This window comes from Salinicola sp. 4072, from assembly GCF_036663415.1.
In the GTDB taxonomy this organism is placed as follows: Bacteria; Pseudomonadota; Gammaproteobacteria; order Pseudomonadales; family Halomonadaceae; genus Salinicola; species Salinicola salarius_A.
The window spans coordinates 143098-159440 of the sequence record NZ_JAXOVV010000006.1; the positions used below are offsets into that span (position 1 = coordinate 143098).

14 protein-coding genes are annotated in these 16343 nt (G+C 60.3%); all 14 read right to left on the reverse strand.

Features of this window, described 5'->3' with window-relative positions:
• Nucleotides 1-2: 2 nt before the first annotated feature.
• A complete protein-coding gene (locus tag R3F72_RS06840) occupies nt 3-1049 on the reverse strand; it encodes an HAD family hydrolase (protein ID WP_087720758.1) in 1047 nt (348 codons plus the stop codon).
• Nucleotides 1050-1703: 654 nt separating this feature from the next.
• Complete coding sequence (locus tag R3F72_RS06845) at nt 1704-3053, reverse strand: UDP-glucose dehydrogenase family protein (protein ID WP_332779265.1); 1350 nt, start codon at nt 3051-3053, stop codon at nt 1704-1706.
• Nucleotides 3054-3360: 307 nt separating this feature from the next.
• Complete coding sequence (rfbC, locus tag R3F72_RS06850) at nt 3361-3906, reverse strand: dTDP-4-dehydrorhamnose 3,5-epimerase (RefSeq protein WP_087720762.1); 546 nt, start codon at nt 3904-3906, stop codon at nt 3361-3363.
• Nucleotides 3907-3979: 73 nt separating this feature from the next.
• A complete protein-coding gene (rfbA, locus tag R3F72_RS06855) occupies nt 3980-4909 on the reverse strand; it encodes a glucose-1-phosphate thymidylyltransferase RfbA (RefSeq protein WP_087720764.1) in 930 nt (309 codons plus the stop codon).
• 120 nt (nt 4910-5029) lie between these two features.
• Entirely contained in the window at nt 5030-5917 is an 888-nt protein-coding gene (rfbD, locus tag R3F72_RS06860) for a dTDP-4-dehydrorhamnose reductase (protein ID WP_332779266.1), read from the reverse strand.
• Nucleotides 5914-6987, reverse strand: coding sequence for a dTDP-glucose 4,6-dehydratase (rfbB, locus tag R3F72_RS06865; RefSeq protein WP_218777072.1), 1074 nt, complete (start codon nt 6985-6987; stop codon nt 5914-5916). The genes rfbD and rfbB overlap by 4 nt, the downstream gene beginning before the upstream one ends.
• A 207-nt stretch (nt 6988-7194) precedes the next feature.
• Nucleotides 7195-8310 carry a chain-length determining protein gene (locus R3F72_RS06870; protein WP_087720770.1) on the reverse strand — a complete coding sequence of 372 codons (1116 nt, stop codon included), beginning with the start codon at nt 8308-8310 and terminating at the stop codon, nt 7195-7197.
• Nucleotides 8307-9251, reverse strand: a complete 945-nt coding sequence (locus R3F72_RS06875) for an ABC transporter ATP-binding protein (RefSeq protein WP_332779267.1) — start codon at nt 9249-9251, stop codon at nt 8307-8309. Before R3F72_RS06875 ends, R3F72_RS06870 begins: the two co-directional genes overlap by 4 nt.
• 29 nt (nt 9252-9280) lie before the next feature.
• Nucleotides 9281-10126: an ABC transporter permease gene (locus R3F72_RS06880; RefSeq protein ID WP_332779268.1), complete on the reverse strand. Its 846-nt coding sequence runs from the start codon at nt 10124-10126 to the stop codon at nt 9281-9283.
• A gap of 79 nt (nt 10127-10205) precedes the next feature.
• The gene (locus tag R3F72_RS06885; protein ID WP_332779269.1) at nt 10206-11939 is read right to left on the reverse strand and encodes a polysaccharide biosynthesis/export family protein; all 1734 of its coding nucleotides are present in this window, start codon (nt 11937-11939) and stop codon (nt 10206-10208) included.
• Between the two features lie 182 nt (nt 11940-12121).
• Nucleotides 12122-12523 (reverse strand): DVU3141 family protein, encoded by a 402-nt coding sequence (locus R3F72_RS06890; RefSeq protein ID WP_071231571.1) that lies wholly within the window; start codon nt 12521-12523, stop codon nt 12122-12124.
• Between the two features lie 169 nt (nt 12524-12692).
• A complete protein-coding gene (gene cysN, locus R3F72_RS06895) occupies nt 12693-14588 on the reverse strand; it encodes a sulfate adenylyltransferase subunit CysN (RefSeq protein ID WP_332779270.1) in 1896 nt (631 codons plus the stop codon).
• Complete coding sequence (gene cysD, locus R3F72_RS06900) at nt 14585-15505, reverse strand: sulfate adenylyltransferase subunit CysD (RefSeq protein ID WP_332779271.1); 921 nt, start codon at nt 15503-15505, stop codon at nt 14585-14587. Before cysD ends, cysN begins: the two co-directional genes overlap by 4 nt.
• Nucleotides 15506-16052: 547 nt before the next feature.
• On the reverse strand, nt 16053-16343 hold a 291-nt coding region (locus R3F72_RS06905), incomplete at its 5' end, for an IS66 family transposase (protein WP_332778557.1).

Below are 16343 nucleotides of genomic sequence, written 5' to 3' on the forward strand. Positions count from 1 at the left end.
ATTTATATTGCGAACATTTGCATCGGATTGACGATGCCGTTGCCGGTGATGTCATCATCGACACTGAAAAGGTGCCAAACATCGTGCGGAATGCAGTTGGGTCGGGTCGCAAAGACCTCGTAAAGCCCCTGCACATCCTCTGGTGAATAATTCACGCCGTGTCGTCGACACATCACGACATGGTCGATCGCTCCATCGAAGACCGTCTTCAAATCCTGGAAATGGCGCTGCGTTCCCGCCTGGCGTCCGTAGAAGTATTCGAACTCCTGATTGCTCTTCTGCCGAATGTCGACCATCTGCCCGTGCGGCGCGGTCAGCAGGCATTCGAAAAGCAGCGAACGGTCGAGCATGGTGCAGCCATTGCGCCAGCCGACGCCCTCGTGGAAGACGCCCTTCAACAGCGCATGGTGCTTGCTGACTTCGGCGTCACCCGGCTTGGTGGCGATGAAATAGAGCCCGGTGGTATCCCGCTCGAGGATATGGGTGAGAATCTTCTGGATCGTGCCGGAGTAGCCCAGGTCCAGCATCAGAGGGCGCTTGTCCGGGTCCATCAATCCGGACCGTTCCAGATAGGCAACCAGCGATTTTCGGGTCGGTGAAACGACCTTCTTCAACGCCTCGAGATGGGGCGTCAACCACTGCAGAACCAGATCCTTGTCCTTGGGAAGCTCACAATTGAAGCGCAGCAGCTCGAACGGCAACGCCGCGAATATCTCATGCAACTGAAGACCAAATCGTTTGCGCATGAGATCCAGAATGCTGCCCGAGAAATCGTTGCTCAGCGCCATCGGCGTGATTACCTCCGAGCCCAGCATGGCGCGGAAGAGCAGCGTTCTGGACACCCGCAGGTAGACAGGATCGTGCGGCAGGTCGATCGACGACTCCCGCTGGAGACGAGTCAACAGACGGTGAAAGCACCAGCCTTCTCGCGCCAGGCACACCGGCAAATGACCTTCGACCTCGGCTTCAATGGACTCGGCGTAAACGTGCAATGCGGGCCCAAGAAAGGTCGCCCCGAATTCATATAATGCCCGGCTCTTGGCTTGCATGGTGATGCCTCGTCTGTCGTTTGGTGTGTCACAATGAGCGACTTGTTTCTATGATCGACTTATTACTGTTAGCGACTTATTGCATTCTTTCCCATCACGGCGATGGGATACCGCCAGGCGCATCTCATACGGAATACGTCATGACACCAAGTGCCATTATCGGTAGCGGTGACACATGCAGAAGCAACATTGCTTCATCGTAAAAACGCCACCTTTATTGTAAAACCAGGGCCATCGATTGCGGCCCATCAATAGCCCGCCTGACAATTCGTTGGCTGTTAATCAGAATCCGTTGCCGGGTAGCAACAGGCTTTTCGAAGCATCAGCAACATCAATAACCAACGAAAATAGAACTTAAAAATCAAACCGATGATGATGTGACGCCAATTTCGCGCGTTGGTAACCGAGCAACCATTGATAAGACTTTAGTCAGATTAATCGCGCCCCGGGTTTTATTGAAGATGAATTTACTCATCGATATTCACCATCCATAAATCAATGAATAAATCACTCCAGGAGCTTATTAAAAACTTCATGAATGGCGGAATTAGACTTACTCAATAGAAACATTTCGCAGAATTTTATTATCGTTTTGTAGCCCGGCAACGCCCACTCGAGTGGCGGGCCGGGCTTTCGACAGGAGGAAAAGACGTGTCAGGCGGCAACGCGAGGATCGATCGTCTTGCCCCGCCCCACCGCGTAGTAGTCGACTCCGGCCGCGGACATGGTTTCCGGGTCGAACAGGTTGCGACCATCGATGACCACCGGTGCACTCAGCTGGCCGCGAATCCATTCGGCATCGAGGGTGCGAAACTCCTTCCATTCGGTGCAGATCACCAGCGCATCGGCCTTCTTGACCGCCTGGATACGGTCCGCGACCAATACCAGGTCATCTCTCTCGCCGTAGATGCGGCGGCACTCCTTCATGGCCTCGGGATCGTAGGCCTGCACCGTGGCGCCTTTGTCCCATAGCGCTTCCATCAGCGTCCGACTTGGCGCATCCCGCATGTCATCGGTTTCCGGCTTGAAGGACAGCCCCCAGACCGCGATGGTCTTGCCTTCCAGTTCGCCATCCAGGGCGTGGGAAAGCTTTTCGAACAGGGTGGATTTCTGGCGCTTGTTGACCGCCTCTACGGCCTTCAGCAGCTCGGCCTCGTATCCCACCTTGCTGGCGGTACGGGCCAGTGCCTGCACGTCCTTCGGAAAGCAGGAACCGCCATAGCCACAGCCGGGATAGATGAAGTGATAGCCGATACGCGGGTCGGAGCCGATGCCACGCCGCACGTCCTCGATATCCGCGCCTAGGCGTTCGGCCAGGTTGGCGATCTCGTTCATGAAGCTGATCTTGGTCGCCAGCATCGCGTTGGCCGCATACTTGGTCAGTTCGGCCGCGCGCACGCTCATGAACATCAACTTCTCGCGATTGCGGTTGTAGGGTGCGTAGCACTCCCGCATCAGATCGGCGACGCGATCCGAGTCGGTCCCGACGACGATACGGGCACCTCGGGTGAAATCCTCCAGTGCCGAACCTTCCTTGAGGAATTCCGGGTTGGAGCAGACATCGAACGGCAGATCGGCGACGCGTTCCGCCAGCACGCCCTCGATGCGCTCCCGCACCTTGTCGGCCGTACCGACCGGCACGGTCGACTTGTCGATGACGACCTTGTAGCCGTTCATGTACTGGCCGATGGTGGATGCCACCGACAGCACGTATTGCAGGTCGGCGCTGCCATCCTCATCGGGCGGCGTGCCCACGGCGATGAACTGCAGCACGCCATGTTCCACTGCCATCCTGGCATCGGTGGTGAATTTCAGGCGCTGGCCTTCGATATTGCGCAGCACCATCGACTCGAGGCCGGGTTCATAGATGGGAATGTCTCCCTGAACCAGGCGCTCGATCTTGCTTTGGTCGATATCGACACAGACCACGTCATGGCCAACGTCAGCCAGACAGGTGCCCGTGACCAGACCGACATAACCGGTACCGAAAACGGTGATCTTCATCCGAGAAATCCCCATGATGCGCGATGCCGCCCGCTGGGCAGCTCAGAAATTCGAATAGGCGAGACCGGCCGGCCCCGCATGGAATGACACTTTTGCCACATCGCCACGTCGCCACGCCGCTCCGAGATCCAAGCGTCGAGACTCGAAACCCGAGCCCCGTGATCCGGGCCCGTGAGTCCGGCCAATGACCGGAACGCGGGTCGGCGAGCGCCGACGGTCCCAGGAACGGTGGTCTGAAAGATCGTCGAGTGAGCTTCGAGACCGCTTCGAGACCGCTCCCGCAGCGTTTCCCCAAATTGACTCGGGACTAGGCGAAGGTCGCGGCGTCGGCCAATCGCCTTCCCTGCTCGTCCTTGTCGGAAGTCACCGGCTTGTCACCCACCAGCGGCCAGTCGATGGCCAGCTGCGGATCGTTCCAGTGCAGGCTGTATTCGTCGCCCGGCGCATAGTAGTCCGTGCACTTGTACTGGAACTCGGCGATCTCGCTGGTGACGTAGAAGCCGTGGGCGAAGCCTGGCGGCACCCACAGCATCTGGCGATTGTCTTCGCTCAACAACGCCCCGACCCACTGCCCGAAGGTGGGCGAACTCCGGCGAAGATCGACCGCGACGTCATAGACCTCGCCCCGGGTGACCCGCACCAGCTTTCCCTGCGGCTGCTGCAGCTGATAATGCAGCCCACGCAGAATGCCCTGACCGGATCGGCTGTGGTTGTCCTGCACGAACTGATAGTCGCCGCAGTGTTCGACAAATTCGCTGTGTCGAAAGGTCTCGAGGAAGAATCCTCGTTCGTCACCGAACACATGGGGTGTCATCAGCACGACGTCAGGAATGGCCAGCTTTTCGTAATTCATGTCGTCCGTCTCTCCGGCTGGGTTGATGGCTGGGTTGATGGCTGAGGTGATTGGCTGAACTGACGAACCCAAATCAGCGACTGCCACCGAAACTGGCCACTGCGACTTCGCCAACTGTCCCGCCGCGCTGAGCGTCTTCGAGACGTTTCAACAAATATTGGCCGTAGCCGGTCTTCTTGAGAGCGGTTCCGCGCTCGGCCAGCGTCGCGTCATCGATCCAGCCATGATTCCAGGCGATCTCTTCCAGACAGGCGACCTTGAGCCCCTGGCGGTGCTCGATCGTCTGCACGTACTGCCCGGCTTCCAGCAGGCTGTCGTGCGTGCCAGTATCGAGCCACGCGAAGCCGCGCCCCAACCGCTCGACGCGCAAATCGCCCCGCTCGAGGTAGGCATTGTTGATACTGGTGATTTCCAGCTCGCCGCGCTCGGAGGGTTTGACCTGATGGGCGATCTCGACCACGTCGTTGTCGTAGAAGTAGAGCCCGGTGACCGCGTAAGGCGACTTCGGCTTGATCGGCTTCTCCTCGATCGACAGCGCCTTGCCCGAGGCATCGAACTCCACCACGCCGAAGCGCTCCGGGTCCTTGACCAGATAGCCGAAGACCGTCGCGCCCTTCTGCACGTCCGAAGCCCGCATTAGCTGCTCCGAGAAGTGCTGGCCGTGGAAGACGTTGTCGCCCAGTACCAGACACACGGAGTCGTTGCCGATGAACGATTCGCCGATCAGGAACGCCTGGGCCAGACCATCCGGCGAAGGCTGTTCGGCGTATTCGAATCGCACCCCGAACTGCGCGCCATCGCCCAGCAGGTATTGATATTGCGGCAGATCGGAAGGCGTCGAGATGATCAATATCTCGCGGATTCCTGCCAGCATCAGCACCGAGATCGGGTAGTAGATCATCGGCTTGTCGTACACCGGCAGCAGTTGCTTGGAGATGCCCTGGGTGATCGGATGCAGGCGAGTACCGGAACCGCCGGCCAGAATGATGCCTTTACGTGCCATGGTGAAGCTCCTTTTCGATACGAAGATCGATTCAGCCATTCAAGGTAACGGTATAAAAGTCGCCCCTCTTGCAAGGGCCTTCTTTCACGAGAAGTTGCGATCGCGTCATGGAAGAACGCGTTACGCGGCTTCGAGCAGCTCCGCCAGCGTCAGCTGCAATTGGGATTCCCAATTCGGCAGCGTGATACCCAGCGCTTGCTCGACTTTCTCCAGCGACAGCCGCGAGTTGAGCGGCCGGCGCGCAGGTGTGGGGTAATTCGCGGTCGCAATCGATACCACCTGATCCGGGTTTACGCGCAAGTTTTCCCCGAGTGCCTCGGCATGCCGGAAGATTGCCTGGGCAAAACCATGCCAATTGGTCTCGCCACGGGGGGCGAGGTGGTAGAGGCCCGGTTCGAGGCGGCCCTCCCCGCGCTGCTTCACGGCCAGCAAGGTCACTTCCGCAATCAGCCGAGCCGTTGTCGGCACACCAATCTGATCGCCGACGATGCGCAACGCCTCGCGCTCCCGAGCCAGGCGCAGCATGGTCTTCATGAAGTTGTGGCCGCGTGCGCTATAGACCCAGCTGGTGCGGAAGATCAACGCGTCTGCGCCGCTGGCCAGCACCGCCTCGTCACCGGCCAGCTTGCTTTTTCCATAGACGGATAACGGGCCGGTCTCGCTGGTCTCCCGCCACGCCGTGTCGCCATCGCCGGGATAGACGTAGTCCGAGGAGTAGTGAACGAGGGTCGCCGAATGCGACGCACAGTAGTCGGCAAGTTGGGCCGGCAGCGCCGCGTTGAGGCGAAAGGCCTCGTCACGTGCCTTTTCGGCGGCATCCACCGCGGTCCAGGCAGCCGCGTTGACGATGAGGGTCGGTCGAAGCTCGTCGAGCAGACGAACGACGGCCGCAGCATCCTGCAGATCGAGCGACCGGCGCCCTGGCGCGATGCAGTTCCCGAGCGGGGCCAGCGCGCGCTGCAGCTCGAAGCCGACCTGGCCGCTTCCTCCCAGAATCAGAATGCTCATGCGATTGCCCCCAGTCGCTCCCCCTGGTAGCTGCCGTTCTGTACCCGACGCCACCAGACGTCGTTTTCGAGGAACCACTGCACCGTCTTGCGCATGCCACTCTCGAAGGTCTCGCGCGGGGTCCAATCCAGTTCACGCTGGATCTTGGAGGCGTCGATCGCATAGCGCTGGTCATGGCCCGGCCGGTCGGTCACGAAGGTGATCAGATCCCGGTAGTGAGCGACCCCCGCCGGCTTCCGTGGCGCGAGTTCCTCGAGCAGTTCGCAGATGGTCTCGACGACCTGGATGTTCTGCTTCTCGTTGTGGCCGCCGATGTTGTAGGTTTCGCCGATCTTGCCCTCGCTGGCGACCTTCACCAGCGCCCGCGCATGATCCTCGACATAGAGCCAATCACGAATCTGCTTGCCATCGCCGTAGACGGGCAGCGACTGCCCCGCCAGCGCGCTGAGGATCATCAGCGGGATCAGCTTTTCCGGAAAATGGAACGGCCCGTAGTTGTTGGAACAGTTGGTCACCAGCGTCGGCAGGCCGAAGGTCCGGTGCCAGGCGCGAACCAGGTGATCGGAGCTCGCCTTGCTGGCCGAATAGGGCGAACTCGGCGCGTACGGCGTCGTCTCGGTGAACAGGTCGTCCACGCCATGCAGGTCGCCATAGACCTCGTCGGTAGAAATGTGGTGGAAGCGGAACGCCGCGGCCTTGCGGGGGTCGCTGTCCTGCAACCCTTTCCAGTAGGCGCGTGTCGCCTCCAGCAGGACGTAGGTCCCCATGATGTTGGTCTCGATGAACGCCGCCGGCCCATCGATGGAGCGATCGACGTGACTTTCCGCCGCCAGATGCATGACGACGTCCGGACGGTACTCCCTCAGAATCCGGGTCATGGCCGAGGCATCGCAGATGTCGGCCAGCCGGAATTCGTAGCGCTCGTCGTTGTCGACGCGTGCCAGCGATTCCGGATTGCCGGCGTAGGTCAGTTTGTCGACATTGATGACGCGATGCGGTGTGTGTTCGATCAATTCGCGCACGACTGCCGAGCCGATGAACCCGGCGCCACCTGTCACTAGAAATGTCATGCTCATGGTGATTCCCCCGTCGAGCCTGTAGTTGGGTAGATCTTTAATTGGGAAGATCTGTAGTTGGGTAATTCGTCTTGTTGGTAACCGTCTCGTTGATAACCGTCTTGCTGGTTGGTCGTCTTGCTGGTTAACCGTGTCGCTGGCCAATCGTGCCGCCAGGGAGGACCAGGCCGTGGCATGTGCCGGCCCCGCCCTGCCTGCCCGTCAGTCGCGGTGGTCCTTCACGATCAGGATCAGCATGTTGATGATCAGCGTGATGAACAGCGCGATCACCGCGAACACCACCGAGTTGTAGAGCCGCTCGGGCTGCTCGGGGTATTCCGGCATCGTCGGCGTCTGCAGCACGGAGACCTGCTTCAGCTTCCGTGCCGCTTCGATACGGGTGTTCTCGAGTGCGCCCAGCGCCCCGGAATAGCTGTCCTGGGCGAACTGCGCCCGCAGCATCAGGGTCTGGTACTCCGAGGAGATGCTGTTGAGCGCGTTACCCGATTGGCGGGCCAGACGCTGCTGCTCCTGCGCGATTTGATTGGTAAGCGCCTTGATCTCGCTATTGACGCGCACGATCTCCGGTGAGCGGGCGCTCTGGAAGCTGGCCATCGCGCTCTTGCGCGCCTTGGCGATGGCGAGCTGCCCTTCCAGCCCCGAAACCACCGAGCTGAGGCTTTCCACCGTGCCCGTCGGCGAGACCAGCCCGTTGGCGTTCTGGTAGTCGAGCAGCGCATCGCGGGTCTGCTGGAACTTCTCTTCCAGCAGCGCGACCTGCTGTTCGAGGAAGCGCACCTGCTCCTCCGCCAGGCGTTGGCCCATCAGGTTCATGTGGCGCTCGCCCTCGTCCAGCAGCAACTGCGCGATCTTGTTGGCTTCCTCCGGATCGAAGGCTTCGACATCGACCCGCAGCACGCCGGCGTAATCGTCCAGCTCCACCGAGACCCGCGAGAGGAAGTAGTCGTGAAGCTCTTCCAGCGGCGCGTTTACGTCGCCCAGTGCGCTGAAGAAGTCCGCCCCGGAATTGGCATAGTGATTACGAAAATCCGCCTCCTCGACGAGCAGCTTCAGCATGTCGACGGAACGCATGTAATCGCGCAGCAGCAGCATGTCCGCGAGATTACTGGTCGCCCCGCCGCTCAACAGCGAACTCACGCTCAACGTCGGCGAGGCGAGCTGGGGACTTTCGAGTACCACGTTGGCATGGGAGACATAGCGATCGCTGGCCCACAACGCCCAGTAGAGCGAGACGACGACGATCGCGATCAAGCACACGACCCAGTGGAACGACTTGCGCAACCGCGATGATTTATTGGTATGAGATGACTTGTTCATGGCCGACCTGTCTTTTTCGTAGTCTTTTTCGTTCGGTTACGAGGCTTGGCTTTCGCTTTCGCCTGTGACTGGAACTGCTGCACATGACGACGCGCCTCGTGCATCCGCTCGCGGGACTCCTCCATGCGCCAGCGCAGCGCATCGCCGGGATCGTTGCGGGCAGGATCGTCACTGGCTATCTGGTACTCGACACGGGCCTGCTCGAACTCGAGATTGGCTTGCATCAGCTGCTGCTTCGCTTCGGCGAGCGACGTGGGCACCTTGGGCGGTGCGATCTTCTTGCCGTCGGTCGCCTCGTGATAGGCGCTGATCGCCTCCTCGATATCGTCGAACCATTTCGCCTGCCCTTTCTCCAGCACGATGCCCGCCTCGCAGAACTCCCTCAGCACCCCTTCGCCGTGGGAGACCATGATCAGGCTGGCCCGGCCGACACGCTCCTTGAACGCGTTCTTGGCCTTGGCCTTGAAGGCGCGGTCGCCGACGGCGGTCGCCTCGTCGGAGAGATAGACGTCGAAGTCGAAGGCCAGCGAGAGCCCGAACGCCAGTCGCGAACGCATCCCGGAGGAGTAGGTCTTGACCGGCTCGTCGAAGGCATCGCCGATCTCGGCGAACTCCTCGACTTCCCGCACGACCCGTTCGATCTCCTCCTCGGCACCGTGAATCCGGGCCACGAACTTGACGTTCTGGCGTCCGGTCATCGAGCCCTGGAAGCCGCCCGCCAGGCCGATCGGCCAGGAAACGCGGCTGTTGCGGATGATCTCGCCGCGGTCCGGCGAATCCATGCCGCCGATCAGCCGCAGCAGCGTCGACTTGCCCGCTCCGTTGCGACCCAGCAGTCCCACACTGACCCCGGAAGGGATGGTCAGAGAGATGTCCTTGAGCACCCACGGGCTGTCGTGATGGTTGTGGTAGCGCTTGTAGAGATTGCGGATTTCGATCATGGGAAAAGCCCCTCACGTTGTCTGAAAAATCAGTGCGCTTTCAGTTGATCGCGAAAGCGCATGTGAAGGACCAGCCCCAGCGAAATCAGCGCCAGCGCCCAGAACCAGAGATACGTCATGTCGATACCGTCGATCGTGTGGTAGCCGGCAAAGAAGTTCAGACGCATGCTCTCCAGGCCGTGGACGATCGGGTTCCACAGCAGGTATTCCCGGAATTGATGCGGCACGTAGAGCACCGGAAGAATGACGCCGGAGAGCAGCAGCAAAGGCAGGTTGAGAATGCGAGCGACCCTGCCGACTTCCGGCACCAGATCGCCCAGCACCGAGAGCGTCAGCCCAGTGCCCCAGCCCAGCGCCCACAATGAAAGCCAATCCATCATCGCGCCGAACGGATAGTCCGGCATCAGCTCGAACTTGAGCAGGCTGCCTATGGTGATGAACAGGATGAAGATCAGCGACTTGAGCATGCCTTCGAGAAAACAGCGGACCAGCACCGGGTCGATCGGCTTGACCTGGCGATAGGCGAACAGTCCACGATTGGCTTCCACCGCACCGATCGAACGCATCATGTTCTCGCGGAACAGCATGAAGCCCATCAGACCGACCACCATCCAGGCCACGTAATCGGCACCGGCGATGTGGCGGCCGGACATGAACAGCCCTCGCACCGACACCATCACGCCGATGATCGCCAGTGGCTCGAAAATCATCCAGAACCAGCCCATGCGATCGGCCATGGTGCGAGAGATCGCCTCGCGCATGAACATGGCGAACCACACGCTTTTGGCGACCCGCCATGACGAGCGCGAAGGCGCGCCAGCCGGCCTCGAGAAATCCGGTTGTGAAAAATCCGGTCGTGAAGAATCTATAGCCATGATGGATTACCCCCGATGGTGCGCGCGTGATGCGCATGCCCGTCGGAAAGAGCACGGAAAGATCGCGGGTCGAATGCGCTCATAGGTCGAGCGCCACGCGAGTGGCCACGGCAATCTGGAACAGGATCTGGGTAATCGAAGACGCCAGTTCGATATTGCTCGTCGGGGCTGCCGGCAGAACGATGATCTCATCGCCAGCGCGCATCCGGGTCTGACCCGACTGGACGACGGCGCCATTGCGGTGAACCACCAGAACCTGATCTTCGTCGGCTCTGGGCGTGAATCCGCCAGCCTGCTGGATGTAATCCATGGCGCTCATGCCCGGCGTGTAGACCATCGCCTGAGGAATGATCACCTCGCCGCTCAACAGGACGGAATCGGTGTTCTCGGGAATCGTGACGATGTCGCCGTCCTGTAGTCGGATGTCCGCGACATTGCCTTCCCGGGCGACGACCAGCCGACCCGTCGGCTTGACCTGGGACGCCTTCCGCACGAACCGCTCGATCAGCTCCGCCTGACGCACCTGAATCTCGCCTTCCTTGGCCGTGCGGGCCGGGTAACCGAGATAGGTCGTCTCGAGCCGACGCAGGCTGTCCTTCAGTGACTGGGCCTGCTGCTCCGCCACGCTGATCCGGCGGATGGAAATATCCTGATAGCTGGTCATGTTCCGGGGCACGCTGATCGCGTTGAGAAACTCGCCCAGACGCGCATCCCGCGGCAGCGCATAACGTGAAGGCCCGTAATAGCTGCCCTCCACCTGGACCACGATGGTCTCGTCGCGCAGGTCGGCGCTGAACAGCACCTCGTCTCCGCGGCGCACCTCGGCGCTGCGGAACTCCGCCAGCGGCAGATAGCGGGAGATCGGGCCCGACGGGCGGCTACCACGCAGCAGCACATGCGATACGCCGGATTTCAGTCGCGCCAGGTTGATCACGTCCTGCCCGGTCAGGGCATCGCCGATCAGCTCGTAGCGGTAGTTTTTCTGCACATCACCGACGACGCTAATGGCCGGCCCGCGCTCCTCGACCACGATGGTGTCGCCGTCCCGAAACTGCGGTCGCGCGATATCGCCATTGATGAGGAAGTTGTAAAGATCAACGACGTTGACGACCCGGTTGCCACGCTTGATCACGACCTGGCGATAGCTGCCCAGCGCCTGGTCGATGCCGCCGGCCTGATCGAGGAAATAGAGCACCGAATCGTTCGGTGTCCCCGAGTAGCGCCCCGGATTCATCACGTAGCCCGTGACGAAGACCCCCACCGGCTGCACGCCCTGCAGATTGGTGTAGACGCTGACGTTTTCCGGGTAGACCGACTGGATTGCCCCACGCACCCTGGCATTGAGCTGGGCGTTGGAGATGCCCTGGACCTGCAACGGCCCGATGCTCGGCAGGAAGATGTTGCCCTGCGCGTCCACCGCCAGCACGCGATCGATCTCGACCCCGCCCCAGACTCGGATCGTGATCTGGTCGCCAGGCTTGATCAGATAATCGGGATTGAGCCCGTCGGCCATCATTCCGCGGAAGCCGCCGCTGAACAGATTCTCGCCGAACGGCGGCAGGCTGTTGGGATCGACCATGGCCTGTGCCCGAGGATCGACCGGCCCATAGGTGCCGCTATCCCAGTCGGCTCGCGGCGTCGTCTCGGCCATGTCACCCTCTTCCGTCTGCGAGGTCATCGCCTGTGCCTCCTGGTCGCTACCCAGCAGCGTGCTGCTGTTCAACCCGATGGCCTGCCCGTGAGCAAGGTTGGCGCTCAAACACGCTACCGCCACCAGGCACATGGCCCGGAAAATCATTGCTACCCGCTTCATGATGGTTCCCTTCCTTCACGTTTTTTCAGGCCACGAATACCGGATCTCGAAACATTGAATAGCCGGTCAAATGCCGCTGAAGGCACTCGTCAATTCGGTGGCAGCCAGGTCGTTCCGGCATCTGGAACGACGGATTTCGACGGCTTCGCCGATCACGCATCCGAACGACTTTCGGACGCGATCTAGCGAATGATTTCCGTCACCAGACGTTGTGCGTACCAGCCTTTACCGGGCACCAGGCAGGTGATTTCCCCCGCCGGCAGGCTGGCCGGTGCCGCGTTGCGCGTGACATCCAGACGAACGCAGCGCCGGCCGCTGGCCGAGAAGTAGCGTTCGCGAGCATGAATCGCCACGTTGGCGCCCCAGGGCGACGTGGCGAGCGTGGTGACGCTGCCCGTGGCGGCGCTGTCGAGAAACGTCGCCAACGCCGCGTTCACCGGCGTGGCATCGTCCATCGGCACCACGGCCGTATCGAGACGTTGCTGATAGGAGGTCGCGCATCCCGAGACGGCGGCGAGCGTCAGCGCCACCGCCAGCCATCGAGATGCGCGATCGAACCTGACTTTCCTGACTGCTTTTTTCATCGTGCCCACCTTTCCCTCGATTTCCCGTGCGTTATCGCCGAGAACCTTGCCTGCTGTTGCGATGTAATTGACTGCTGCTTCTCTACCCACTGACTGCCACCTACTGATTGCCCATTCTTGAAAAATCGACTGCTATCTCGCCCGCCTATGCGAGCGGGATTCATGCCCTTCAAATGATCCGATGCCGACGCAGAGCCGTGATGAGTCGACCGATGGTCTCCTCGAGGTCATAAGCGGAGGTGTCGATTTCGACTTCAGGTGATTCCGGCGCTTCGTAGGGGGAACTGATGCCGGTGAACTGGCTGATCTCGCCGCGGCGCGCCTTGTGATAAAGGCCCTTGGGATCGCGCTGTTCGCAGACCGAAAGCGGGGTATTGACGAAGACCTCGATGAACTCCCCGTCTTCCACCAGATTGCGGATCATGCGGCGGTCGTCGCGAAACGGTGAGATGAACGAGACCAGCGTGACCATGCCGGCATCGACCATCAGTCTGGCCACCTCGCCGATCCGGCGGATGTTCTCCTGGCGATCCTCGTCGCTGAAGCCGAGGTCGCGGCACAGGCTGTGGCGGACGTTGTCGCCATCCAGCAGATAAGTGTTGTAGCCCATGCCGAAAAGCTGTCTTTCCAACGCATCGGCCACCGTGGACTTGCCCGCCCCGGAAAGCCCGGTGAACCAGATGATGCTCGGCTTCTGGCGATTGCGTTCGGCACGCCGACGCTTGGTGACCGCCATGTCGTGCCAGACGATATGGCCGACGTTCAGCGCATCCACGACCATGCCGGCGCCGACCGTCAGGTTGCTCAGCTTGTCGATGAAGATGAAATTGCCGGTTTCCGGAGAGCGCTGATAGCTATCCAGCACCAGCGGCTGGGTGACCTCGATCTGGCAGCGGGCGATGCCGTTGAGACCCAGGGTGTCGGCGGCACTGCGCGCCATGGTGTTGACGTCGACCTGGTAGACGATGCGGACGACACGCCCCGGCACGATGCGAGTGCCGGCCTTGATCTCGTACTCATGGCCCAGCATCAGCGGCGTCTCGTGCATCCACACCACGTCGGCGGTGAATGCCGTGCAAGGCTCGATGTTGCTGTTCGCCGCGACGAGGGTATCGCCACGGGAGATGTCGATCTCGTCGTGCAGCGTCAGCGTCACCGATTGCCCCGGATAGGCCACGTTCAGGTCGCCATCGTTGGTCACGATGCGCGCCACGGTCGAACGCTTGCCGGAGGGCTCGACCCGAATCTCGCTCCCCACCTCGACGGCACCGGCCGCCAACGTGCCGCAGTAACCCCGGAAGTGGAGATTGGGTCGATTGACGTACTGCACCGGGAAGCGCAGCTCGTGCAGGTTCTGCACCGACAGGGTCTCGATCTGCTCGAGCTGGGTCAGCAGCGGCGCCCCGTCGAACCAGCGCATATCGCTACTGGGATTGACGACGTTGTCGCCGTTCAGCGCCGATATCGGCAAGAAGCGCACGTCGGTCACGTTCAGCCTGTCGGCGAAGTCGCGGTAGTCGGCAACGATCTCCTGGAACCGGGCCTCGGAGTAGTCGACCAGGTCCATCTTGTTGACCGCGATCATGAAGTGTCGAATGCCGAGCAGATCGCAGATGAAACTGTGCCGCCGGGTCTGCAACTGCACGCCGTAGCGCGCATCGATAAGGATCACCGCCAGGCTGGCGGTGGAAGCGCCGGTGGCCATGTTGCGGGTGTACTGCTCGTGTCCCGGGGTATCGGCGATAATGAACTTGCGCTTGTCGGTGGAGAAAAACCGATAGGCGACATCGATGGTGATGCCCTGCTCCCGCTCCGCCTGCAGGCCATCGACCAGCAGCGCCAGATCGACCTGGCCGCCCACGCTGCCCCGTAGACGAGAATCCCGCGTCACCGCAGCCAGTTGGTCTTCCCGGATCATCCTGGAGTCGTGCAGTAGCCGGCCGATCAGGGTCGATTTGCCGTCATCGACGCTGCCACAGGTGATGAAGCGCAACAGCCCCTTGCTCTCGTGTTCCTTGAGATATCGGTCGATGTCATTGGCAATCAGCGCGGGTTGATGGGTCATCGGACGTACCCCTCGCGCGCTTTCTGCTCCACCGGACCGGCGCCGCCATGATCCACGCCACGACCGAAGCGCTCGCCGGTACGGGCCAGCAGCATCTCCTGAATGATGGCCGGCAAGGTGGTCGCACGTGACTCGGTGGCACTGGTCAGCGGGTAGCAACCCAACGTGCGGAAGCGTACCCAGCGCTCCTGCGGCACCTCATCATCGGCCAGCGGGAACCGGGCATCGTCGACCATGATCAGCCTGCCGTCCCGCACGACCGTAGGGCGTGGTGCCGCGTAATAGAGCGGCACGATGGCGATCGACTCGAGATGGATGTACTGCCAGATATCCAGTTCGGTCCAGTTGGAAAGCGGGAATACCCGGATCGATTCGCCCGGGTTGACCTTGCCGTTGTAGAGACTCCACAGCTCGGGCCGCTGCTGCCTAGGGTCCCGACGGTGATGCTTGTCGCGAAACGAGTAGACGCGCTCCTTGGTACGGGAAGCTTCCTCGTCTCTTCGCGCACCCCCGAACGCCGCATCGAAGCCGTACTTGTCCAGTGCCTGCTTGAGCGCCTGGGTCTTCATGATGTCGGTATATTTGGCGCTACCGTGATCGAACGGATTGATACCGGCGGCCTGACCCTCTTCGTTGACGTGCTCGATCAGCTCCATGCCGACCTGAGCGGCCACTCGATCGCGGAACGCCATCATTTCGCGGAACTTCCAGTTGGTATTGACGTGCAGCAGCGGAAACGGTGGCGTCCCCGGATAGAAAGCCTTGCGCGCCAGGTGCACCATCACCGACGAATTCTTGCCGATCGAATACAGCATCACCGGATTGCGAAACTCCGCAGCTACTTCTCGAATGATCTGAATCGACTCTGCTTCGAGTTGCCGAAGGTGAGTCAGAGCCCTGATTGTAAGTTCACGCATAACATGTCCATGCATCCGATCGAGAGTAACGAAACGAAAGTTCCCAATGGTCAAAACCGGCTCGAGAACACTCGGGACGCCGCTGCCATTTGTTGTTTTCGAGACCTTTTTCGACCAATTGCCCAGTCCAAGTCAAACTTTAAAATCGCGACAGGTAAGCTCATGTAAAGCGTCAACACCCTTTTCAGAAGCGTTGGCAAAAACAATTACACAGCACGGACTCATGCTAAAACACGAACCTCTAACAACACCATCAAGCCACTGTTTTTAAACGAATTAAACTCAAAATAGCGGTATTGAACACGCCATATTGGTAGTGACATCCATTAGCAGAAAGCTGCACGTCGTGAAATTACCCAAACATGCCAAGACCTATGTAAGCCATTCGCTTAACTCAAAAACAACGAATTAAATACCTCGATAAAAAAAGACAAAGCATGAGTTTATTAATCCCCGGAGCACCGGTTTTCCCCGCAGAAAAGTTTACTTACACTTCCCTCGTTAGTTAGTACATTAACGGTTACAAAAAATTCTGTAACTATTCAGGTCACGCTGCCTGATCCAGGCCGTCCCGACGCATGAATTCGGGCACTTCACCGGCAAACAACTGTTCCAGTGCGGTGTGCGCTGCCAGGCCCTGCTTGACCGCCGTCGAGAGGAAGCTGCGCATCCGGCAGAAGATCTCGGCACCTTCCCAGGAGCGGAAACAGCCTGAAATCTTCTGCTGGACCTTGGTCATCCGCAGGTCACGCTCCCCTTGGTTATTGGTGAAGGGCGCGGCGGGGTCGTCGAGGAAACGCAGCACGTCGTCCTCGTACGCCTGGAGACGTTCGAGCAG